The sequence below is a fragment of the Agromyces aurantiacus genome (genome assembly GCF_016907355.1).
Classification (GTDB): Bacteria; Actinomycetota; Actinomycetes; order Actinomycetales; family Microbacteriaceae; genus Agromyces; species Agromyces aurantiacus.
Genome location: NZ_JAFBBW010000001.1, coordinates 2,770,332 through 2,790,022 on the forward strand (window position 1 = coordinate 2,770,332; position 19,691 = coordinate 2,790,022).

At 74.4% G+C, this 19,691-nt stretch carries 21 protein-coding genes and 1 tRNA gene; 14 read left to right on the forward strand and 8 right to left on the reverse strand.

The genetic code is table 11. From position 1 onward, the window contains the following. Positions 1-6: 6 nt before the first annotated feature. The 3 genes from JOD46_RS13095 to JOD46_RS13105 are packed head-to-tail and all read right to left on the reverse strand — an operon-like array spanning position 7 to position 5,762. Entirely contained in the window at positions 7-2,238 is a 2,232-nt protein-coding gene (locus JOD46_RS13095) for a YhgE/Pip domain-containing protein (RefSeq protein ID WP_204394974.1), read from the reverse strand. Next, complete coding sequence (locus JOD46_RS13100) at positions 2,235-5,132, reverse strand: MMPL family transporter (RefSeq protein WP_204394975.1); 2,898 nt, start codon at positions 5,130-5,132, stop codon at positions 2,235-2,237. The genes JOD46_RS13095 and JOD46_RS13100 overlap by 4 nt, the downstream gene beginning before the upstream one ends. Before the next feature lie 48 nt (positions 5,133-5,180). Beyond that, complete coding sequence (locus JOD46_RS13105) at positions 5,181-5,762, reverse strand: TetR/AcrR family transcriptional regulator (protein ID WP_204394976.1); 582 nt, start codon at positions 5,760-5,762, stop codon at positions 5,181-5,183. A gap of 122 nt (positions 5,763-5,884) precedes the next feature. Between JOD46_RS13105 and JOD46_RS13110 the strand changes: the two genes are divergently transcribed. After that, entirely contained in the window at positions 5,885-6,073 is a 189-nt protein-coding gene (locus tag JOD46_RS13110; protein WP_204394977.1) for a hypothetical protein, read from the forward strand. Positions 6,074-6,211: 138 nt separating this feature from the next. Continuing rightward, the gene (locus JOD46_RS13115) at positions 6,212-6,685 is read left to right on the forward strand and encodes a hypothetical protein (protein WP_204394978.1); all 474 of its coding nucleotides are present in this window, start codon (positions 6,212-6,214) and stop codon (positions 6,683-6,685) included. A 31-nt stretch (positions 6,686-6,716) separates the two neighbouring features. Here JOD46_RS13115 and JOD46_RS13120 read toward each other — a convergent pair whose 3' ends face one another. Both JOD46_RS13120 and JOD46_RS13125 read right to left on the reverse strand, forming a co-directional pair. Next, the gene (locus JOD46_RS13120) at positions 6,717-7,388 is read right to left on the reverse strand and encodes a response regulator (protein WP_204394979.1); all 672 of its coding nucleotides are present in this window, start codon (positions 7,386-7,388) and stop codon (positions 6,717-6,719) included. Further along, positions 7,385-8,533, reverse strand: a complete 1,149-nt coding sequence (locus JOD46_RS13125) for a sensor histidine kinase (RefSeq protein ID WP_204394980.1) — start codon at positions 8,531-8,533, stop codon at positions 7,385-7,387. The genes JOD46_RS13120 and JOD46_RS13125 overlap by 4 nt, the downstream gene beginning before the upstream one ends. A 131-nt stretch (positions 8,534-8,664) precedes the next feature. On the opposite strand from JOD46_RS13125, the gene JOD46_RS13130 reads away from it, so the two are divergent. The 8 genes from JOD46_RS13130 (at position 8,665) to JOD46_RS13165 (ending at position 15,062) form a co-directional block, all read left to right on the forward strand. Then, the gene (locus tag JOD46_RS13130) at positions 8,665-9,117 is read left to right on the forward strand and encodes a hypothetical protein (RefSeq protein ID WP_239562753.1); all 453 of its coding nucleotides are present in this window, start codon (positions 8,665-8,667) and stop codon (positions 9,115-9,117) included. Positions 9,118-9,262: 145 nt separating this feature from the next. Next, a complete protein-coding gene (locus JOD46_RS13135; protein WP_204394981.1) occupies positions 9,263-9,910 on the forward strand; it encodes a biotin transporter BioY in 648 nt (215 codons plus the stop codon). Beyond that, on the forward strand, positions 9,907-11,136 hold the full coding sequence (locus JOD46_RS13140; RefSeq protein ID WP_204394982.1) for a class I adenylate-forming enzyme family protein: 1,230 nt from the start codon (positions 9,907-9,909) through the stop codon (positions 11,134-11,136). The genes JOD46_RS13135 and JOD46_RS13140 overlap by 4 nt, the downstream gene beginning before the upstream one ends. After that, positions 11,133-12,305 carry a thiolase family protein gene (locus tag JOD46_RS13145; protein WP_204394983.1) on the forward strand — a complete coding sequence of 391 codons (1,173 nt, stop codon included), beginning with the start codon at positions 11,133-11,135 and terminating at the stop codon, positions 12,303-12,305. Before JOD46_RS13140 ends, JOD46_RS13145 begins: the two co-directional genes overlap by 4 nt. Next, complete coding sequence (locus tag JOD46_RS13150) at positions 12,302-12,982, forward strand: energy-coupling factor ABC transporter ATP-binding protein (protein WP_204394984.1); 681 nt, start codon at positions 12,302-12,304, stop codon at positions 12,980-12,982. Before JOD46_RS13145 ends, JOD46_RS13150 begins: the two co-directional genes overlap by 4 nt. 7 nt (positions 12,983-12,989) lie before the next feature. Continuing rightward, positions 12,990-13,583 (forward strand): energy-coupling factor transporter transmembrane component T family protein, encoded by a 594-nt coding sequence (locus JOD46_RS13155; RefSeq protein ID WP_204394985.1) that lies wholly within the window; start codon positions 12,990-12,992, stop codon positions 13,581-13,583. 73 nt (positions 13,584-13,656) lie between these two features. After that, the gene (locus JOD46_RS13160) at positions 13,657-14,442 is read left to right on the forward strand and encodes a metal-dependent hydrolase (RefSeq protein ID WP_204394986.1); all 786 of its coding nucleotides are present in this window, start codon (positions 13,657-13,659) and stop codon (positions 14,440-14,442) included. 14 nt (positions 14,443-14,456) lie between these two features. After that, entirely contained in the window at positions 14,457-15,062 is a 606-nt protein-coding gene (locus tag JOD46_RS13165) for a GNAT family N-acetyltransferase (protein WP_307835031.1), read from the forward strand. Here the strand turns inward: JOD46_RS13165 and JOD46_RS13170 are convergent. Next, complete coding sequence (locus tag JOD46_RS13170) at positions 14,945-15,478, reverse strand: GNAT family N-acetyltransferase (protein ID WP_204394987.1); 534 nt, start codon at positions 15,476-15,478, stop codon at positions 14,945-14,947. The two genes, JOD46_RS13165 and JOD46_RS13170, sit on opposite strands and share 118 nt — an antisense overlap. A 70-nt stretch (positions 15,479-15,548) precedes the next feature. Further along, positions 15,549-15,624 (reverse strand) — tRNA-Lys (locus JOD46_RS13175). 136 nt (positions 15,625-15,760) lie between these two features. Between JOD46_RS13175 and hisN the strand changes: the two genes are divergently transcribed. The 3 genes from hisN (at position 15,761) to JOD46_RS13190 (ending at position 17,878) form a co-directional block, all read left to right on the forward strand. Continuing rightward, on the forward strand, positions 15,761-16,633 hold the full coding sequence (hisN, locus tag JOD46_RS13180; RefSeq protein WP_204394988.1) for a histidinol-phosphatase: 873 nt from the start codon (positions 15,761-15,763) through the stop codon (positions 16,631-16,633). Continuing rightward, positions 16,633-17,556 carry an LLM class F420-dependent oxidoreductase gene (locus JOD46_RS13185; RefSeq protein WP_204394989.1) on the forward strand — a complete coding sequence of 308 codons (924 nt, stop codon included), beginning with the start codon at positions 16,633-16,635 and terminating at the stop codon, positions 17,554-17,556. The genes hisN and JOD46_RS13185 overlap by 1 nt, the downstream gene beginning before the upstream one ends. 118 nt (positions 17,557-17,674) lie before the next feature. Continuing rightward, positions 17,675-17,878 carry a hypothetical protein gene (locus JOD46_RS13190; RefSeq protein ID WP_204394990.1) on the forward strand — a complete coding sequence of 68 codons (204 nt, stop codon included), beginning with the start codon at positions 17,675-17,677 and terminating at the stop codon, positions 17,876-17,878. A 9-nt stretch (positions 17,879-17,887) separates the two neighbouring features. Here JOD46_RS13190 and JOD46_RS13195 read toward each other — a convergent pair whose 3' ends face one another. After that, positions 17,888-19,120: a low temperature requirement protein A gene (locus tag JOD46_RS13195; protein ID WP_204394991.1), complete on the reverse strand. Its 1,233-nt coding sequence runs from the start codon at positions 19,118-19,120 to the stop codon at positions 17,888-17,890. 67 nt (positions 19,121-19,187) lie between these two features. Here JOD46_RS13195 and JOD46_RS13200 point away from each other — a divergent pair, with 67 nt between their 5' ends. Next, on the forward strand, positions 19,188-19,613 hold the full coding sequence (locus JOD46_RS13200; RefSeq protein WP_204394992.1) for a group III truncated hemoglobin: 426 nt from the start codon (positions 19,188-19,190) through the stop codon (positions 19,611-19,613). Positions 19,614-19,691: the final 78 nt, after the last annotated feature.

The window sequence follows — 19,691 nt, forward strand, 5'->3', positions numbered from 1 at the left end:
TCCGGATCACGCGACGGCGGGTGCGAGCCGGCCGGCGGGCCGGATGGCGCGTCGCCGCGCCACCACGATGGCCGTGCCGACGGCGCCGAGCACGCCGAACAGTGCGATGACGCCCGCCGAGGCCCACACCGTGGAACCGCCCGCGCCCGAGACGATGTGCTGCATGCCCTGGACCGCCCACGTGAGCGGCAGGAACGGGCTGATCGCCTGGTACGGACCGCTGACGATCTCCAGCGGGTAGAGTCCGCCGGATGCCGCGAGCTGCAGCACCACGAGCACGAGCGACACGATCGTCCCGGCGCGGCCGAGCCACGCGGTCAGGAACGCGTGGATCGCGGTGAACGCGACGGCGAGCAGGGCCGAGAACGCGAGCGTCTGCGGCAGGAGCGCCCAGTCGACCCCGAGCGCCGTGTGCATGAGCAGCACCACGGCCGCGGCCTGGACGAGCCCGACGAGCGAGCCGCGGAACAGCGTGCGGCCGACGAGCCGCCCGGTGGGCGCGGTGCTCTCGAGCGCCTCCCGCGAGAAGGGCCGGAAGACCAGGAACAGGGCCATGGCACCGAGCCAGAGCCCGATCGGGGCGAGCAGCATCGCGACGACCTGGCCGACGTTGCTGATCTCGTGGTCGCGCGTGGACTCGGAGACGACAGGGTCGGCGACCACGCCGGCCGTCTGCTCCGGGTCCATGTCCTCCAGCGACGAGGTGCCCTCGGCGCCCTTCGCGAGCCCGTCGGCGAGGTCCTGCGTGCCGCCCGCGAGGTCGGACGCGCCGTCGGCCGAGGCGGACGCCCCGGACTCGAGCTGCGTCAGGCCGCTCGCGATGCCGCTCACGCCCGACGCGAGCCCGCTCGCGCCGTCGCGCAGCTGCGGGGAGCCGGCGGCAGCGGCGTTCGCGCCGTCCGAGAGCTGCGAGATGCCGGACTGCAGGCCGTCGATGCCCGACCCGGTGCCGGAGACGAGGGCCGCGCCGCCCGCTGCGAGCTCGTCGAATCCGGTCGCGGTGCCCGTTCGAAGCGCGTCGCCGCCGGCGGCGAGCTTCGCGAATCCGTCGGCGGTCCCGGCCTGCAGCTGGTCGCCGCCGGCGACGAGCTGGTCGAACGTCGAGTCGGTCCCGGCGACGAGGTCGTCACCGCCGTCGGCCGCGGCGTGCACGCCGGCCGCGTACTGCTGGATCGCCGCCTGCAGGGCGGCACCGCTCGGGTCGGCGGCAAGCAGCGCGGGCACGGAGGCCGCGAGCTGGTCGCCGCTCGCCGCGAGCTGGTCGATGCCGTCCACGTAGCCGGAGGTGCCTGCGACGACGCCGTCGCCGGCGATCCCGATGCCGTCGACGTAGGACGCGATGCCCGCGTCCACGCCGGAGCCCGCGGAGCGGACGCCTGCCACGTACTGCGCGATGCCGTCGTCGACCCCGGACCCGGCCTGGGCCACTCCGCCGACGTACTGCGCGACTCCCGACGTGATCCCGTCGAGCCCGCCCGCCTCGGTGTCGAGCGTGGCGACGCCGCCCGCGAGCTGCTCGACCCCGGACGTGTACTGGTCGACGCCCGCGGCGTACGCCGCGGCGCCGTTCGCGGCCTCGCTGGTCCCGTCGGCAGCCGAGCCGATTCCGCCCGCGAGCTGGTCGAGGCCGTTGGAGAGCGAGCCCGCGCCGTCGGCGAGCCGGCCGGCGCCGTCGGCGGCGTCGCCGAGCGAGCCGCCGACCGTGATGAGGTTGCCGTAGAGCCCCTCGAGGTACTGCGTGGTCAGCTCGTGGCCGAACGCCGAGGCGATCGCGTCGCCGACCGTGCCGCCCACGACGCCCGCGAGGTAGCCGTGCGCGTCGTCGGTGCGGATGTCGAGGTTCGCCGTGGTCGGGGCGTCGCCCGAGAGCGAGGTCACCGACGCCGAGAAGTCGGAGGGGATCGTGAGCACGGCGTAGGCGTCGCCGGCGGCGAGGGCCTTCGCGGCCTCCTCGTCGTTCGAGATCGTCCAGTCGAAGCCCGTGTCGCCGTCGCCGGTGAGCTCGGTGACCAGCTGGCGGCCGGCGAGGACCGGCTGCTCCTCGCCGTCGGGCGTCGTGATCGTGACCATCTCGTCGTTGTTGACGACGATCGCTGGGATGGCGTCGAACCGGTCGTCGGCGCCGCCGATCGCGCCGGCGACGAGGCCGGCGACGGCGATCGGCACGGCGGCGACCACCGCGAGCAGGGCGACGCGGCGCCCGCGACGGCGGACGGCGGTCGGGTCGGTGCGGGTCATCGGAGGGCCTCCTGCGGGCGGGTGACGAGGTCGAGCGAGCGGATGCCGCGGGCGTCGAGCGCCGCACGGACTGGGTCGAGGTCGGCGTCGAGCGGGGTCGTCACGATGAGGACGACGCCGGTGGGGACGAGGTGCGCGAGGGCCTGCCAGGTCCGCCGCGCGTCGGCCGCCACGACCTCGACATCGACGACCACGGCCGCCGGCTTCTCGGCGAGCGCCGCGGCGACGGAGACCAGCAGCCGGTCGAGCGGGTCGAGCGAGGCGAGCGGCGTGTCGGGGTCGAGCGCCCGCGCGCGCCAGGCGAGCGGGTCCGCGGAGGCGGTCCGCGCCTCCGCGACGCGGCGCAGCGCCGCACCCACGGCCGACCGTGTGGACCCGAGGCGGTACCACGGGCGGGTGGCGTCGATGCGGGCGGCGACGAGCTCGCCCGCGGTGCCGACGGGCGCGCCATCCGCGACCGGATCGACGACGGCGACCCGGCGCATCACGGCGCCGGCATCCGTCGGCAGCGGGAGTCCGAGCACCGCGAGCCGCCCGCCGGCCGGGAGCACGCGCCCGGCGAGGGTCGCGGCGAGCACGCGCCGTTCGCCGGGTCGACCGCGTGCGACCAGGGCGCCGCCCCTGGGCACGGCGACCGAGAACGGCCCGATCGGTTCGGCCGGGTCGCCGATGCGAAGCTCGTCGGCGAGCACGTCGGCGTCGCGCGCGGCGGCCCACTCCGACTCCGCGAGGTGGGCGCGCAGTCCCTCGCCCTCGATGTCGACGTCGGGCAGGATGCGCGCGAGCCATCGGGGCAGCCACCACGCGCCGCGGCCCGCGAGCGCCATGGCGGCGGGCACGAGCGTCATCCGCACCAGGAACGCGTCGAACGCGACGCCGAAGGCGAGCGCGAACGCGATGCCCTTGATGACCCCGGTGCCCTCGGGCACGAACGCGAAGAAGACGAAGAACATGATGAGCGCGGCGGCCGTCACGACGCGGGCGGCGTGCTGGAACCCGTGCACGATCGAGGTGCGCGGGTCGCGGGTCTTCACGAACTCCTCGCGCATGCCCGAGACGAGGAACACCTCGTAGTCCATCGCGAGGCCGAACAGCACGGCCATGAGCAGGATCGGCAGGAAGCTCAGGATGGGGCCCGGCTCGATGTGCAGCAGGTCGGCGAGCCATCCCCACTGGAACACCGCGATGGTGAGCCCGATCGCGCCGAACGCGGAGAGCAGGAAGCCGAGCGCCGCCTTGATCGGCACGAACACCGAGCGGAACACGATGAGCAGCAGGATGATCGAGAGCCCCACGACGATGAGTGCGAACGGGATGAGCGCGTCGGTGAGCCGCTGCGAGATGTCGATCGACACGGCCGTGTAGCCCGTGACCGCGATGGGCGTGCCGAACTCGTCGACGATCTCGCCCTCGAGTGCACGGATGTCCTGCACGACCTGCTTGGTCTCGGGGTCGGTGGGCGCGCTGTCGGGGATCACCTGGATGATCGCGGTGTCGACGGTCTCGTTCGGCAGGCCCTCGCCGACGTACGCGACGCCGTCGACCTGGGCCAGGCGCGCGGCGATCGCGTCGAGGTCGTCGAAGATGTCGGTGGTCTGCGTGATGTCGACTGTGACGATGAGCGGCCCGTTGTAGCCGGGTCCGAAGCCGGCCTCGATCATCTCGTACGCCTCGCGCTGGCTCGAACCGGGCTCGCCCCGGCCGCCGGGGAGGTTGAGGTCGAGGCTGGCCGCGGGGATGGCGGCCGCGCCGAGCAGGCCGACGACGAGGAGCACGAAGACGATCGGCGCCTTCAGCACGGTGTCGACCCAACGGCGGCCGAGCGTGGGCCGGCCGCCCTCGTCGTGCGCGACGGCGCGTCGGTGCGCACGGCTGCCCGGCTTGGGTGCGAGCCGGCCCTTCGCGAGCCCGAGCAGCGCGGGCAGCAGCGTCGTGGCGCCGATCACGGCGACGAGTACGGCGAACGCGGCCGCGACGCCCATGACGCTGAGGAACGGGATGCCGACCACGAGCAGGCCGAGCAGCGCGATGATGACCGTGAGGCCCGCGAAGACGACCGCGCCGCCCGCGGTCGCGACCGCCTCGGCCGCGCTCTCCTCCGGGTCCATGCCGCGCGCGAGCTGCGTGCGATGCCGCGACAGGATGAACAGCGCGTAGTCGATGCCCACGGCGAGGCCGATCATGACCGCGAGCATGGGCGCAGTGCTCGAGACCGGCGCGAACGCCGCGACGAGCGAGATGCCGCCGAAGGTCGCGGCGACCCCCACGAGGGCGGTGAGCAGGGGCATCCCGGCCGCGAGGAGCGAGCCGAACGTGATGAGCAGCACAACCCCGGCGAAGAGGACGCCGAACGCCTCGGTGATCGTCAGGCCGAACGTCGTGTCCTGGAAGACCTCGCCGCCGAAGGCGACCGTCAGCCCGGACTCGCGGCCCGTGTCGCCGGTCGCGAGCACGGCGTCGATCGACTCCTGCGTGACGTCGGTGGTCGGTCCGTCGAACTGCACCTGGATGTACGCGGTGCGCTCATCGTCGGAGACCTGGTCGCCCGCGTACTCGTCGAACGGTCCGAGCACGCTCGCGACGCCGTCGACGTTCTCGAGCTCGGTCTCCATGGCCTCGATCGCGTCGCGGTACGGCGCGTCCTGGACGGACTCGCCGTCGGGCGCCTCGACGACCGCCTTCGCGGAGGCGCCGGCGGTCTGGGGGAAGACCGCCGCGAGCTGGTCGATCGCGTCCTGCGACTCGGTGCCCGGGATCGCGTAGGACTCCTGGAGCTGGCCGCCGAGGCCGACGCCCAGGCCGAGCAGGGCGGCCAGGCCGAGGGCCCAGGCGATGATGACGAGCCAGGCGCGGCGGAATGCGGCGCGTCCGATGCGATGGAGGAAGAGGGCCACGGGTTCTCTCTCGGTGGGCGGCGGTCAGATGGGACGGGGCGGCGCGGGTCAGGCGGTCGGCGCGAGCATCTCGCGGATGACGTCGTGCAGGGCGACTCGGAGCTCGTCGTCGGTGGGGCGCAGCTCCTCGTCGGCGAAGGTGCGCCCCGCCGTGAGGAGGAAGGCGGCACCGCCGAGCGCGATGCCGAAGCGCACCTGGTCGGCGACGTTCTCGCGCTCCTCGCAGACGGCGGCGGCGAGGCGGCGCACCGAGGCGTTGGCGCGCGCGATGATCGGCAGGTCGGAGAGGCTCGGGCCCTGGATGAGGAAGACGTGCACGGCCTCGCGGTGCACGAGCAGCAGGTCGACGACCCGGTCGACGAGCACGCGCCGCCGACCGGTTCCGCGCCCGGAGAGGTAGGCCTCGAGCACCTCCTCGAACTCGGCCACGGCCGGTTCGATCGCGGCCTCGAGCAGCGCCTCCTTGGAGGCGTAGTGGTAGAGCACGCTCGACTTCGAGTAGCCCGCGCGGTCGGCGATGTGCTGCAGCGACGACGCGGCGAAGCCGATCGAGGCGAACTGCTCGAGGGCGACCTGCTTGAGCTCGTCGGCTGCGCGCACGCGCGAGGACGGCTTGACGTCGGTGGGCATGCGACGAGGGTACTTGACCGATCGGTCAGATCCTGCACGATCGGTCAGGGTTCGGGGCGTTCTCCCAGCCGCGCGCTGTCAACCGGTCGCCCCCGCCCGAGCGTGCGCGATAGCGTTGCGGCATGCGCAAGTACCTCTTCAGCACGGCGGTCCTGAGCTCGATCTTCAGCGCGATCGGCGTCATCCGTGCCACCGCGGCCGGCCCGCGCGACTGGAGGCTGGCGCTCATGTGGGTCTCGTGGATCGCGACGTTCGCCATCGCGCTCGGCACGGTCGCCGACGAGGAGAAGCGGCGAGAGCTGGCCGAGTAGGCGCCCGCTCCGAGCCGTCATCGTCCCGGTCGCCTGCGGCGGCGTGTCCGACCGGGTTCCCCGCGGGCGTGCCCGACACTGGAATGGACCATCCCGCCGCCGAGTCCGCGACCCGAACGCACGATCGAGAGGACACCGATGTTCCGCCGCTGGCGCCGCGCACGGCTCGCAGCCCAAGCCGCCGCCCACACCGCATCCGCACCGTCGCCTCGCGCAACGGCCGCGGACCTCCGCGGCGAGCACATCTTCGAGCTCGTCAACGCCAGGCTCTCGCGGTTCATCGGGCCCGAGGGCGAGTGGTCGCTCGTCCGCCGCGTCGCGGGCGACTCGGACCGCATTTTCCAGGCCATGCTGACGCACCAGATCGCGGCCGAGGTCACGCGCGCGATCCTCGAGGAGCGCGAGCAGGTCGCGGTGGTCGTCCCCGCCGACGAGGCTTCGCTCGCACTCAGCTGGACCCCGGCTCCGCTCGTCGTCTGGGCCGACCCGGTCGACCTCGGCGAGACGGCCGCCGCTGAGGACGCCGCGGCCGAGGCGGAGAACGCCGACGTCGCGGAGCTCGCACCCGTCGTCGACGCCCTCGCGGTGCGCGACACGGTCCGCGCCGCCTGATCGTCGGGCCCGCCCGGCTCGAGCGCGGCGCTCAGCCGCCGCCCTCGCCGACCCGCACGATGCCGTGCTCGTACGCGAGGATGACCAGTCGCGACCGGTCCCGCGCGTCGAGCCGCGCGAGCAACCGGCTCACGTACGTGCGCGCCGTCGCAGGACTCAGGTGCAGCGACCGCGCGATCTCCTCGTTGGTCTCGCCCAGCCCGACGTGACGCAGCACCTCGCGCTCCCGGCCGGTGAGCGACTCGATGCGCGGATCCCGAGGGCGGGGCACCGGCTCGTCGGCGAGGCGCCGCAGGAGCCGTCGCGCGACGTCCGGCGCGAGCAGGCTCCCCCCGGCTGCGACCGTGGCGATCGCGGTGCGCAGCTCATGCGGCTGGAAATCCTTCAGCAGGTAGCCGGATGCGCCCGCGCGGATGGCCTCGAGCACCTCCTCGTCGCCGTCGAACGTCGTGAGCACCACGACCTCGACCGAGGCGAGCGCGGGGTCGGCCACGATCCCCCTGGTCGCCTCGAGCCCGTCGAGCACCGGCATGCGCAGGTCCATGAGCACCACGTCGGGCACGACCTGCCGCACGATCGAGAGCCCCGCGCGACCGTCCGCCGCCTCGCCGACGATTTCGACCCCCGGCGCGCCCTCGAGCAGCGCCGCGACCCCGGCGCGCACGAGCGGCTGGTCGTCGACGAGCACCACCCGGACGCTCACGCCGCCCCCAGCGGGAAGCGCGCCGACACGCGGACGCCGTTCGGCCCCGCCTCCACGCCGACCGTGCCGCCGACGCTCGCCGCCCGTTCGGCCATACCCTCGAGTCCGTTCCCGGCGGGCAGCGCGTCGAGCGGCCCGCCATCGTCCTCCACCTCGAGCACGAGCTCATCGGGAACGCACGTCGCGCTGATCCGCACGCGCGAGCCGTCGGAGTGGCGGATCGCGTTGGTCACGGCCTCCTGCGCGATACGGAATGCCGCGGCATCCGTCGCGGGCGGGATCGTCGCGCCGTCGAGCGCGAGGTCGACCTCGACCGCGAACCCCGCGCCGCGGACGGCCTCGACGAGCGGTCCGAGCGTGCGCAGCGTCGGCCCGCCGGGCCGTGGTTCGGCGGCGTCCCCCGACCGCAGGACGCCCACGGTCGCGCGCAGCTCGCGCAGCGCCTCGGCCGCCGACTCGCCCGCGTGCCGCACCGCGGTGCGCGCGGCGTCGTCGTCGAGGCCGATCCGCTCGTCGGCGACGTGCGATTGGATCGAGACGACCGTGAGTGCGTGGCCGATCGAGTCGTGCAGGTCCCGCGCGATCGCCATCCGCTCCGAGCGGACCCGGCGGTCGGCGAGGAGCTCGGCCTCCTGGCGCTGCAGCTGCGCGATCCGATCCGCACGAGCCCCCGCGACGCGTCGCAGGCGGACCACCTCGCCGAGCGCGATGGCCGCGCCCATCAGCGCCACGTGCGACACGAGCTCGTAGCCGACCACGAACGCCGCGCTGTCGCCCTCGATCAGGCGGGCGAGCACCGACACCGCGAGCAGCGTCGCCGCGCCGGCGACCGCGAACCTGGTGCGTCCGGCCTCCGCCGCCGAGAAGAGCGCCGGCGCGACGGGCACCGAGACCGGCACGGCGGGGTAGCCCGCGGCGAAGTAGGCGACCACGCCGAGGATCGTGACCGCGAGCACGGCACGCGGGTACCGCCGGCGCGCGAACATCAGCGCGCCCAGCCCCGCCGCCCAGAGGTAGGCCAAGGCGTCGACCGGCCGCGTCGCGGCCTGTTCGGCGCCGATCACGAAGGCCAGCACGAGCGTCACCGCGACCGCGAGGCCCGCGTCGACCAGCACCGCGCGGCGCACCGGAGCCGGCTTGGTCATGCCCCCACGCTAACCCGAGGGCCCCGACGCGGCCATCGCCCGGAGGCGACATCCGGCGTCGACCGGGAGCGAGGGCGGATCGGGATCCGGGTCGGTATCGGCCGCGGAACGGCGTTCGTAGCGTCGAACGCATGACTGAGAACACCACCCCCACCACCGTCCGCCGCCGACCGCTCGGCCTGCCGATCATGGCCCTCGTCGGGCTCGCCCTGCTCGCCGCACCGCGCGTCGTGCTGCACGACCTCGGGATCGTCACCGAGGAGAACCCCCTCACGATCCTGCTCGTCGTCGTGCCCGTCGCGGTCTGGATCGCCGTGGCCGTCGCGATGCGCGTGCCGAACCCCTTCCTCACCCTCCTCGTCGTGGGCGCCATGTACGGCGTCATCCTCGCGCTCGGTCACCAGGTGATGTGGGCCGAGGCGTTCGAGGGCGCCCCGCCGGTGGTGTTCGGCAGCGAGCTCGTGCCGCGCTTCGCGGCCATCGTGAGCAGCCTGTTCACCGGCACCATCGTCGGCGCGCTGGCCGGCCTGATCGCGTGGGGCATCCGCCGGGGCATCGACTCGGCAGGCCGGCAGCCGGCCTGATCCGCTCCGGCCGCTCCCGGCGCTCCAAAATCCCGCGGTGATTCTTGTACGGCCACCGCGAGCGACCGCTCCCCCGCCGTTCGTAGCGTGAACGCGAGGCATTCCGCCTCGTCCGACGATCCGAACGCCGACCGACGGGAGCCGCATGACCGCCACCGAATCCACCCCCGACGCCGTCGCCGCACCCGAGCGCGCGCGCAGCCGCACGTCGGCGCGCGACCTCGCGCAGATCGCGGTGTTCGCCGCGCTCATCGCCGCGCTGGGCCTGCCCGGTGCGCTCTACCTCGGCGGCACCGCCGTGCCGATCACGTTCCAGACGCTGGGCGTGATGCTCGCCGGCGCCATCCTCGGCGCCCGCAAGGGCGCGCTGTCGGTGCTGCTGCTGCTCGCGCTCGTCGCGGCGGGGCTGCCGCTGCTCTCGGGCGGGCGCGGCGGCATCGCGGTCTTCGCGGGCCCGTCGGTCGGGTACCTGATCGGCTGGGTGCTCGGCGCGTTCGTGGTGGGCTGGCTGACGGCCCGCCTGCTCCCGACGTACCGCGTGCTGCCGGCGCTCGCCGCGACCGCCTTCGGCGGCATCGTCGTCGTCTACCTCGTGGGCGTGCCGGTGCTCGCCGCCATCACGGGCACGCCGCTCGGGGTCGCGCTCGCGGGCTCCGCGATCTACCTGCCGGGCGACGTGCTCAAGGTCGTGGTCACCGTGTTGGTGGCCAAGGGCGTGCACCGGGCCTGGCCCGGCCTCATCGAGCCGCGGCCCTGGCCGTGGCGTCGCCGGGCGGTGACCGCGTCGGCATGAGCGAGTGGCTGCGCGGCCGCCCGGAGCGGGTCGCCCTGGTGTTCGGCGGCGACGCCGTGCGCTACGGCGAGCTCGCCCGTGCGGTCGACGCGGCCGTGCTCCCGGCGGGTCCGGGCCCGGTCGGATGCCGCGCCGGCGCCGGTCCCGCCGAGCTGGTCGTGACCGTGCTGGCGTGCCTCGTGCGCGGCCGGGCCGTGGTCGTCGGCGCCGACCAGGCCGCCGCCGATCGGCTCGGGGCGGCGATGCCGGATGGCACCGAGCTCGCCCTGACGACCTCCGGGTCGACCGCGACCGACGGCGCTGCCCCGCGCGTGATCGCCCGGACGAGCGCGTCCTGGCTCGCGTCGGCCGCCCCGCTCGCCGACGTCGCCCGTCTCGGCGCACGCGACCGGGTCGCGGTAACGGGGCCGCTGCACGTCTCGATGCACCTCTACGCGGTCCTGCATGCGCTCTGGCTGGGTGCGACGGCGACCGACCTCGTCGATGGGGCGTCCGTCGTGCACGCGACGCCCACGCGCCTCGCGCGCCTCGCCGAGTCGCCCGCGATGCCGCCGGCCGCGATCGTCGCGGGCGCCGCGCTCGGCGAGCGCACGCGAGCGCGGGCCGAAGCCCGCGGCGTCCGCCTCACCGAGTACTACGGGGCGGCCGAGCTGTCGTTCGTGCTCGCCGGATCGGGCGGCTCGCTCGCGCCGTTCCCCGGTGTCGACGTCGAACTGCGCGCCGGCGGCGCCGGCGACGAGCTCTGGGCGCGCTCGCCCTACCTCGCGCTCGGCGTCGTGGGCGGCACCATGCGCCGCGACGAGCGTGGATTCGCGACGGTCGGCGACCTCGCCGAGCGCACGGCCGACGGTGGCCTCCGGGTGCTCGGACGCGGCGACGCGGCCATCACGACGGCGGGCGCGACCGTGCCGGCCGAGCAGGTCGAGGCGAGGCTCGCGGCCCTGCCGGGCGTGCGCGCCGCAGCCGTCGTCGGCGAGCCGCACGAGCTGCTCGGCCAGCGCATCGCGGCCGTGCTCGAACTCGACGACGGTGTCGGGCTCGAGCAGGTCGCGGCCGCCGCACGGGCGTCGCTGTCGCCCGTCGAGCTGCCGCGCCGCTGGTTCGCGCACGCGCTGCCGCGCACCGAGTCCGGCAAGCTCGCGCGCGGCGTGCTGCGGGACGCGATCGTCGCGGGCCGTCTCGGGCCGGGGCATCCGGCGCCGTTCGAGCGCGGGAGCCGCGCATGAGCGCCGTCGACCGCTCCCCCGTGATCGTCGCGGCCCGCCGCACCGCGATCGCGACGTCGGGGCGCGCGTTCGCCGCCCACGCGGTGGATGCGCTCGCCGCGCCGGTCGTCGCCGCCGCGGCCGAGGCGGTCACGGCATCCGGCCTGCCCGTCGACGACGTCGTGCTCGGCAACTGCATGGGGCCGGGCGGCGATCTCGCGCGCGTCGCCGCGCTGCGCGCCGGACTGGGCGTCGAGGTGCCGGGCGTCACCGTCGACCGCCAGTGCGGATCGGGCCTCGACGCGGTCATGCAGGCCGCGTCGCGGGTGCGCGCGGGCGACGCGCGCCTCGTCATCGCGGGCGGCGCCGAGTCGGCGTCGACCGCGCCGCACCGGCTCTGGCCCGGCACCGGCGAGCGGTTCACGCGCGCGCCCTTCGCGCCGACCGGATTCCCCGACCCCGACATGGGGCCGGCCGCCGAGCACCTCGCCCGCGTCCGCGGCATCACCCGCGCCCGCCAGGACGCCTGGGCCGCCCGATCGCACGCACGCGCCGCGGCCGCACAGGCGGCGGGCGCCTTCGACGCCGAGATCGTGCCGGTCGACGGCGTCGTGCGCGACGATCGCCCGCGCGCCTCGATGGACCTCGGCCGCCTCGCACGCTTCCCACCGGTCTTCGCGCCAGCGTCGGCGTCGCTCGCACGCGACGGCGCACGGCCCGGCGGCACCGTGACGGCCGGCAACTCCTGCGGCGTCTCGGACGGCGCCGCGGCGATGGCCGTGACGACCGCCGAGGTCGCGCGCGTGCTCGCGCTCCCCGCGCTCCGCGTGCGCGCGGCCGCGGTCGCGGGCTGCGATCCCGCGCTGCCGGGTCTCGGCGCCGCGCCCGCCGCGCGCGCCGCGCTCGCCCGCGCCGGCATGACGGTCGCCGACCTCGGCTTCGTCGAGATCACCGAGGCGTTCGCCGCGCAGCTGCTGGCCGTGAGCGACGAGCTCGGGCTCGACGATGAGACGATCTCGGGCGACGGCGGCGCGATCGCGCTGGGCCACCCGTGGGGCGCCTCGGGCGCCGTCCTGCTGGTCCGGCTCGCGGCGCGCATGCTCGCGCGCGACGACGCCCGAGCGGGGCTCGCGGCGTGCTCGATCGGCGGCGGACAGGGCATCGCGATGATCGTGGAGCGGGTCGCATGAGCGTCATCCGGTTCGAGCGGGTCGGCCACGCCTTCGGCGACGAGCGCGTCGTCGACGGCGTCACCCTCGAGCTCGCCGAGCGCCGCGTCGGGATCGTCGGCGCCAACGGCTCGGGCAAGTCCACGCTCGCCCGCATGGTCAACGGCCTGGTGACGCCGACCGAGGGGCGCGTCGAGGTCGACGGCCTCGACGTCGCCCGGTACGGCCGCGAGGTGCGCCGACGCGTCGGGTTCGTGTTCACCAACGCCGACACGCAGATCGTGATGCCCACCGTCCGCGAGGACGTCGCGTTCACGCTGCGCCGGCACCGGCTGAGCCCGGCGGATGCCGCCGCGCGCGTCGATGCGACCCTCGAGCGGTTCGGGCTCACGGGACTCGCCGACCGCCCCGCGCACCGCCTCTCGGGCGGGCAGAAGCAGCTGCTCGCGCTCGCTTCGGTGCTCGTCGGCGAACCCTCGATCGTCGTCGCCGACGAGCCCACGACGCTGCTCGACGCCCGCAACGCGCGGCGCATCGCCGAGCACTTCGAGGCGCTCGACCAGCAGCTCGTGGTCGTCAGCCACCAGCTCGAGCTGCTCGAGTCGTTCGATCGCGTGATCGTCATGGAGGCCGGGCGCGTCGTGGCCGACGACGAGCCGCGTCCCGCACTCGACGCCTACCGGGCGCTGATCGGGTGAGCTCCGCATGATCGGCGTGTACCACCCCGGCACCTCCCCGGTGCACCGTGCGCCCGCGCTCGCGAAGCTCGCGCTGCTGGCGGACGCGGTCGCCGTGGTGACGCTGCTGCCCTCGCTCGCGGCGCTCGGCGCGGCATCCGTCGCGGTCGTCGCGGTGTTCGCCGTCGCGCGCATCCCCGTGCGGCTGGCCTGGCGCCAGGTCGTGCCCGTCCTCTGGGTGCTCGCCTTCGCGGTGCCCGTCCAGTGGATCTTCGCGGGCTGGGAGGCGGCCGCCATCATGGGCGTGCGGCTCGTGCTCGCGGTCGCGCTCGCGGCGGTCTACTCCCTCACGACCCCGGTGTCGGCGACGCTCGACGCCATGCAGGTGCTCCTGCGACCGTTCCGTCGCTGGGTCGACGCCGACCGCGTCGGGCTCGCGCTCGCGCTCGCCATCCGCTGCGTGCCGCTGCTCGCCGAGCTCGTGCGCGAGGTGCTCGAGGCACGGCGAGCGCGCGGGGCCGAGGGGTCGCCCACGGCGTTCGCGGTGCCCGTGATCGTGCGCGCGCTGCGGACCGCCGACCACCTCGGCGAGGCGCTCATGGCGCGCGGCGTCGACGACTGAGGAGTGTCGCCGGGATCCGGCAGACTGGTCGATCGCCGACCCGACGGCCGACCTGAAGGAGCCACCCACCCCGATGATGGGCATCACCCACGCGACGAGCGGCGCCGCCGCATGGATCGCGATCACCTCCACGCTGCCCATCGTCAGCTCGGGCGCCTATCCGCTCGATCCGGTCGGCGTGCTCGCGGGCACCGCGGTCTGCGCCGGCGCGGCGCTGCTGCCCGACGCCGACCACCACAGCGCGACCATCGCGCACTCGGTGCCGCTGCTCGGCCGGATCGCGACGGGCACGGTCGGCATGCTCTCGGGCGGGCACCGGCAGGGCGCGCACTCGCCGATCGCGCTCGCACTCGTCACGGCGGGAGCGTGGGCGCTCACGCTCGCGACCTTCGCGACCGACGGGTTCGGCACGCTGGCCGTCGGCGCCGGCCTCGGCGCGGCCGCGCTCACGGCGTTCGGGCTCAAGGCGCGCGACTTCGTGCGCACCTGGGCCGCGGCGTGGGCGCTCGGCGCGATGCTCGGCGCGTTCATCGTGCTGTTCGCGCCCGAGCAGGTCGCCTGGTTCCCGCTGGCCGTCGCGGTCGGGTTCGTCGTTCACCTCGCCGGCGACTTCCTCACCACGGGAGGGCTCCCGGGCCTGTTCTGGCCGTGGGTGCCGCGTCCGCCCGAGGTGCTGCATCCCGTGCCGGTGCTGAACCGCATCTGGATGCGCAACGGCTACGTCGCGCTGCCCGTGCTCGGCGACACGGGCTCGCTCCGCGAGACCCTGCTCGGCGCGGTGCTCGGCCTCTACTGCTTCACGGGCTTCGCGCACGAGGGGCTGCTGCTGATCGGCGTCGACCTCTCCGCGTTCTGGTGAGGCACCATGGACGCGTGAGTACGAACGCACTGCCCGAGACCGTCGCCGTGCGCTTCGAACCGGCCTCGGCCGCGCAGGACGTCGCGACCGTCGAGGCGATCGCGGCGCTCGTCAACGCCGTCTACGACGTCGCCGAATCGGGGCTCTGGGCGGATGGCGCGCAGCGCACGTCGCCCGCCGAGGTCGCCGAGCTCATCGCCGACGGGCAGATCGCGACCGCCCGCGCCGGCGGCCGCCTCGTCGGCGCCGTGCGGTTCCGGTCGCTCGATTCGGAGGTCGCGGAGTTCGGCATGCTCGCCGCCGACCCCGAGTGGCGCGGGCGGGGCGTCGGTCGCGACCTCGTCGCGTTCGCCGAGGCGAGCGCCGCGGCATCCGGTCACCGCACGATGCAGCTCGAGGTGCTCGTGCCGCGAACCTGGACGCACCCGTCCAAGGAGTTCCTCCGCGCCTGGTACGCACGCCTGGGCTACCGCGTCGAGCGCGTCACGCACCTCGAGGAGCTCTACCCCGACCTCGCGCCGCTGCTGGCCACCGAGTGCGACCTCGAGGTCTCCCGCAAGCCGCTCGTGGGAGCGAGCACGCGGGAGAACACCACCAGGTCGTCGCCGTCCGTCCAGTAGTCGGCGATCCGGGCCACCTCGTCGTAGCCGAGCCGCGCGTAGAACGCGCGCGTTCCCTCGAACCGGTCGGTGCCGGAGGTCCGGACGAGCAGCAGGCGCTGGCCCCGCTCGACGAGCTCGCGCTCGACCTCGCCCATGAGCGCCCGGCCGACGCCGGTGCCCTGCAGGCCGGCGCGGACGCCGATCATCGTGAGATCCCAGACGCGGTCGGTCGCCTCCTCGGGGCGCGCGTAGACGACCCCGACGATCCGCTCGCCGTCGATGGCGACGAGGCATCGCGACTCGCCGGACGCCAGGTGGGCGTCGAGCACGCCCTCGAGGAAGCCGGCGTCCTCCGCCTCGAACAGCGTGGAGTCGATCATCGCGCGAACCGCGTCGTCACGGTCTGTGGCGGTGTACTCGCGAATGACGGGCATCGTGGACCTCACCTTCCCTGCGCCCCTCCGGAGACGACGAAGCCCCGACGATCGTGATCGCCGGGGCCGGTGGTGCACCCCCAGGGACTTGAACCCTGAACCCACTGATTAAGAGTCAGTTGCTCTGCCGATTGAGCTAGAGGTGCGTTTCGGGCGGGATTTCGACAACCCCGAACCGAGGATCAACGGTATCAGGTGGCCGCCCCGAACGCGAAATCGGAGCGCATCCGGGCGCGTCGTCGCATCCGTCGCCGTCAGGGGGCCCGCGGCTAGGCTGACAGCGTGACGGATGCGACGACCCCGCCGGAACCCGACGACACCGCCGATCAGGCCCTCGAGGCCGATCTCGACGCCCTCGCGCTCGACAGCGACCTCGCGCTCGCGCTCGAGCTCGCCGACCTCGCCGACCGTGCCGCGATGGAGCGCTTCCGGGCGGTGGACCTGCAGGTCGACACCAAGCCCGACCGCACCTACGTGACCGAGGCCGACCTCGCGGTCGAACGCGCCGTGCGCGAGCTCATCGCCCGGCGGCGGCCCGCCGACGGCGTGCTCGGCGAGGAGTACGGCACGGCCGGGTCGGGCGCGCGGCAGTGGATCGTCGACCCGATCGACGGCACCTCGAACTTCCTGCGCGGCGTGCCCGTGTGGGGTGCGCTCATCGCGCTCACGGTCGACGGCGCGCCCGTCGTGGGCGTCGCGTCGATGCCCGCGCTCGGCCGACGCTGGTGGGGCGCGCAGGGCCTCGGCGCGTTCACGACCGACGTGCCGGGCGGCGAGCCCCGTGCCATCCGGGTCTCGCAGGTCGGCGGTCTCGCCGACGCGTCGCTGAGCTTCCAGAGCATCGCGCAGTGGCGCGATGCGGGGCAGCTCGACCGGTTGCTCGCGCTGGGCGAGCGGGTCTGGCGCGACCGGGCGTACGGCGACCTGTGGTCGTACTGCCTGCTCGCCGAGGGCCTGGTCGACATCGTGGCCGAGTTCGACCTGAAGCCGTGGGACATCGCGGCGGCCGTGCCGATCATCGAGGCGGCCGGCGGCCGCGTCACGTCCACGTCGGGCGCGGCGCTCGGCGACGGCAGCGTGCTGGCCACGAACGGCCGGCTGCACTCGGCCGTGCTCGACGTGCTCGGCAGCGGCGCGACCTCCGGTACCGCCTGATGGAGCTGTGCATCTTCACGGAGCCGCAGCAGGGGTTCAGCTACGACGAGCAGCTCGCGCAGGCGCAGGCGACCGAACGGCTCGGTTTCGACGGATGGTTCCGCAGCGACCACTACCTGCGCATGGGTCCCGGCGACCCGATGCCGGGGCCGACCGACGCGTGGACGACGCTCGCCGGCCTCGCGCGCGAGACCAGCCGCATCCGGCTCGGCACGCTCGTCTCGTCGGTGACCTTCCGACACCCCGCCATCCTCGCGATCCAGGTCGCGCAGGTCGACGCGATGTCGGGTGGCCGCGTCGAGCTGGGCCTCGGCACCGGATGGTTCGCCGAGGAGCATGCCGCGTACGGCCTCCCGTTCCCCGAGCGCCGGTTCGACCTGCTCGACGAGCAGCTGCAGGTGGTCACGGGCCTCTGGTCGACGCCGCCCGGCGAGCACTTCGACTTCGCGGGGCGCCACTACCGCCTCGAGCAGTCCCCCGCGCTGCCCAAGCCCGTGCAGCAGCCGGTGCCGCTCATCGTCGGCGGCGGCGGACCGACGCGCACGCCCGCCCTCGCCGCACGCTACGCGACCGAGTTCAACCGCGGGTTCACCGGCGAGGACGAGATCGCGGCCGCCTTCGCCAGGGTGCGCGCGGCCTGCGAGCAGATCGGCCGCGATCCCGCCACGCTCCGCCTGAGCGTGGCCCTGCCCACGGTCGTGGCGACGGATGACGCGACCTACCGCCGGCGCCTCGACGCCATCCACGCCGACCCCGGGACCTTCGCCGACGTGAACATCGCGGGCACGCCCGAGCGGGCCGTCGAGAAGCTGCGGCGCCTGCGCGAGCTCGGCGCCGACCGCGTCTACCTGCAGCTGGTGGACGCCCGCGACCTCGACCACGTCGAGCTGGTCGCCGCCGAGGTGCTCCCGCACCTGCGCTGAGCGCGCACGGTTCCACCGTTCGATGGACGTCACACTCCCAGAAGCGTCGTACGCTTGACGTGAGGGCCGGGGGGCCTCGAGGGGATGAACGACGATGGCGGCCAGACGGCATCGCACGGTGGTGGACCAGCCGGAGCTGGGTCCTGACGACGACCCGTACGCGGCGTACCTCGTGTGGCGCGCGGAGCGCGAGGCTGCGGCCGCGGCGGCGGCCGACCTCGACGGCACGGATGCCGCAGCCGCGGTGGATGCGACGGCCGCCGCTCCCGCCCGCGGTTCGTGGGTGCGCCGGCTCGCCGTCTGGCACCGCAACGCCGGCTGAGCGCGGGCATCAGGCGGATTCGTCGGCGTCGATCGTGGTGACGTGCCCGTGCGCCTCGCGGATCTCCCGACGGTGCGCGGCGTACCGGGCGCTCTCGACGACGATCAGCGCGGCCGACGCCACGACGAGCAGCGTCAGGGCGACGAGCGGCGGGAGGAGGGCCGCGACGGGGATGCCCGCGAGCAGCAGGACGGCGGCGCCGAAGCGCAACCACTTCACGTGCCGGGTGGCGCGCAGCGAGAAGAACGCGACGCCGGCCACGTAGCACGAGACGCCGCCGTACAGGGCGGCGGCGCCGAACCATCCGAGCGGCTCCGTGTCATCCACGTGCGCGATCACGTCCTCGACGCCGAGGGCCGCGAGCACGATGCCGGCGATGAGGGCGAAGTGCAGGTAGGTGTACCCGTCGATCGCGAGACCCGCCCGCGAACCGCCGCGCAGCTGCGAGAGTTCGCGTTCGGCCGCCAGCTGCGTCGTGTCGAAGTAGAGCCACCACAGCGCGATCGACACGAGCACGGCGAGCGTGGCGCCCACGATGATCGGCACGCTGATCGGCTCCCTGGCCGCCCCGACGCCGATGGCCACGATCGACTCGCCGAGCGCGAGGATCACCACGAGGCCGAACCGCTCGGCCCAGTGCGCCGCCGAGTGGACGCGCCAGCTGCCGCCCGCCGACGTGAGGTAGGTCAGGAGGACGTCGAGGCCGAGGCCGACCAGCCACAGCCAGGTCTGCAGCGCCCCGTCGACGAGCGCGCCCGCGATGAGGAAGCCCGACCCGACCAGCATGGCGGTCGAGGTGCGCAGGACCTGACGCCGCAGCGGCGGATCCTGCGCGGCGGCGACGTAGTACAGCGAGAGGTGCGCCACCCGGACCACGACGTAGGCGACCACGAGGACCATCGGCCCGTACAGTCCGCCGGGCAGGTCGACGTACGCCTCGGGGATGACGAGCGCGACGACGAACATCGCGATCATCGCGATCGACATGCCGAGCTTCACGAACCCCTCGTCGACGTGGGTCTGGTTCGCCAGCCACGCGTACGAGACCCACGACCACCACAGCAGGCCGAGGATCGTGAGTGCCTGGAGGATCCCGATCGCGCTGTGGGTGGCCGCCATGTACTGCGTCACCTGCGTGAACGCGAAGACGAACACGAGGTCGAAGAACAGCTCGAAGGTCGTCACTCGGTGCGCCTCGTCGGAGACGCGGAACCCCTTGGCCGGGGCGAATCGCCACTGCATGGCTCCAGTCTCGCGGGGCGGGGCCGCGGCCGGAAGGGGCGGCGGCTCGGGCGACTACCGTGGAGGCATGCCGACCGATCTCATGAACGGCGACGACGTCGAGCGCCTCGTCGTCGCGTTCTACGAGACGGCCTTCCGCGATCCGCGGATCGGTCCGATCTTCACCGACGTCGCGCACATGGACCTCGCGGCGCACCTCCCGATCATGTGCGACTTCTGGGAGACCGTGCTGTTCCGAACGGGCGCGTACCGCCGGAACGCGCTGCAGGTGCACGTCGCGCTGAACGCGCGGCATCGGCTCACCGACGAGGACTTCTCCCGCTGGCTCGAGCTGTGGACGGCGACCGTCGACGATCGGTTCGCGGGCCCGGTGGCCGAGCGGGCGAAGCTGCAGGCCGCGCGCATCGCCGGGTCGATGCGGCGTCGGCTCGCCGGCCGATCGGGCAGTGCGTTCGAGACGCTCGCGACGCGGGCCGGGCACCCCCAGGACTGAGGGTGGTCCTGCGGCCGATGCCGCCGATATGCTGGCGCCGCGCTGCACCTCCCTACGGGCGCATCACTCGACGACAGG

Bases quoted from the DNA above. Each gene is read 5' to 3' on its own strand.
- JOD46_RS13095 (WP_204394974.1), bottom strand. From the start codon at position 2,238: ATGACCCGCACCGACCCGACCGCCGTCCGCCGTCGCGGGCGCCGCGTC.
- JOD46_RS13105 (WP_204394976.1), bottom strand. From the start codon at position 5,762: ATGCCCACCGACGTCAAGCCGTCCTCGCGCGTGCGCGCAGCCGACGAG.
- JOD46_RS13110 (WP_204394977.1), top strand. From the start codon at position 5,885: ATGCGCAAGTACCTCTTCAGCACGGCGGTCCTGAGCTCGATCTTCAGC.
- JOD46_RS13115 (WP_204394978.1), top strand. From the start codon at position 6,212: ATGTTCCGCCGCTGGCGCCGCGCACGGCTCGCAGCCCAAGCCGCCGCC.
- JOD46_RS13125 (WP_204394980.1), bottom strand. From the start codon at position 8,533: ATGACCAAGCCGGCTCCGGTGCGCCGCGCGGTGCTGGTCGACGCGGGC.
- JOD46_RS13130 (WP_239562753.1), top strand. From the start codon at position 8,665: ATGACTGAGAACACCACCCCCACCACCGTCCGCCGCCGACCGCTCGGC.
- JOD46_RS13135 (WP_204394981.1), top strand. From the start codon at position 9,263: ATGACCGCCACCGAATCCACCCCCGACGCCGTCGCCGCACCCGAGCGC.
- JOD46_RS13140 (WP_204394982.1), top strand. From the start codon at position 9,907: ATGAGCGAGTGGCTGCGCGGCCGCCCGGAGCGGGTCGCCCTGGTGTTC.
- JOD46_RS13145 (WP_204394983.1), top strand. From the start codon at position 11,133: ATGAGCGCCGTCGACCGCTCCCCCGTGATCGTCGCGGCCCGCCGCACC.
- JOD46_RS13150 (WP_204394984.1), top strand. From the start codon at position 12,302: ATGAGCGTCATCCGGTTCGAGCGGGTCGGCCACGCCTTCGGCGACGAG.
- JOD46_RS13155 (WP_204394985.1), top strand. From the start codon at position 12,990: ATGATCGGCGTGTACCACCCCGGCACCTCCCCGGTGCACCGTGCGCCC.
- JOD46_RS13160 (WP_204394986.1), top strand. From the start codon at position 13,657: ATGATGGGCATCACCCACGCGACGAGCGGCGCCGCCGCATGGATCGCG.
- JOD46_RS13170 (WP_204394987.1), bottom strand. From the start codon at position 15,478: ATGCCCGTCATTCGCGAGTACACCGCCACAGACCGTGACGACGCGGTT.
- JOD46_RS13185 (WP_204394989.1), top strand. From the start codon at position 16,633: ATGGAGCTGTGCATCTTCACGGAGCCGCAGCAGGGGTTCAGCTACGAC.
- JOD46_RS13195 (WP_204394991.1), bottom strand. From the start codon at position 19,120: ATGCAGTGGCGATTCGCCCCGGCCAAGGGGTTCCGCGTCTCCGACGAG.
- JOD46_RS13200 (WP_204394992.1), top strand. From the start codon at position 19,188: ATGCCGACCGATCTCATGAACGGCGACGACGTCGAGCGCCTCGTCGTC.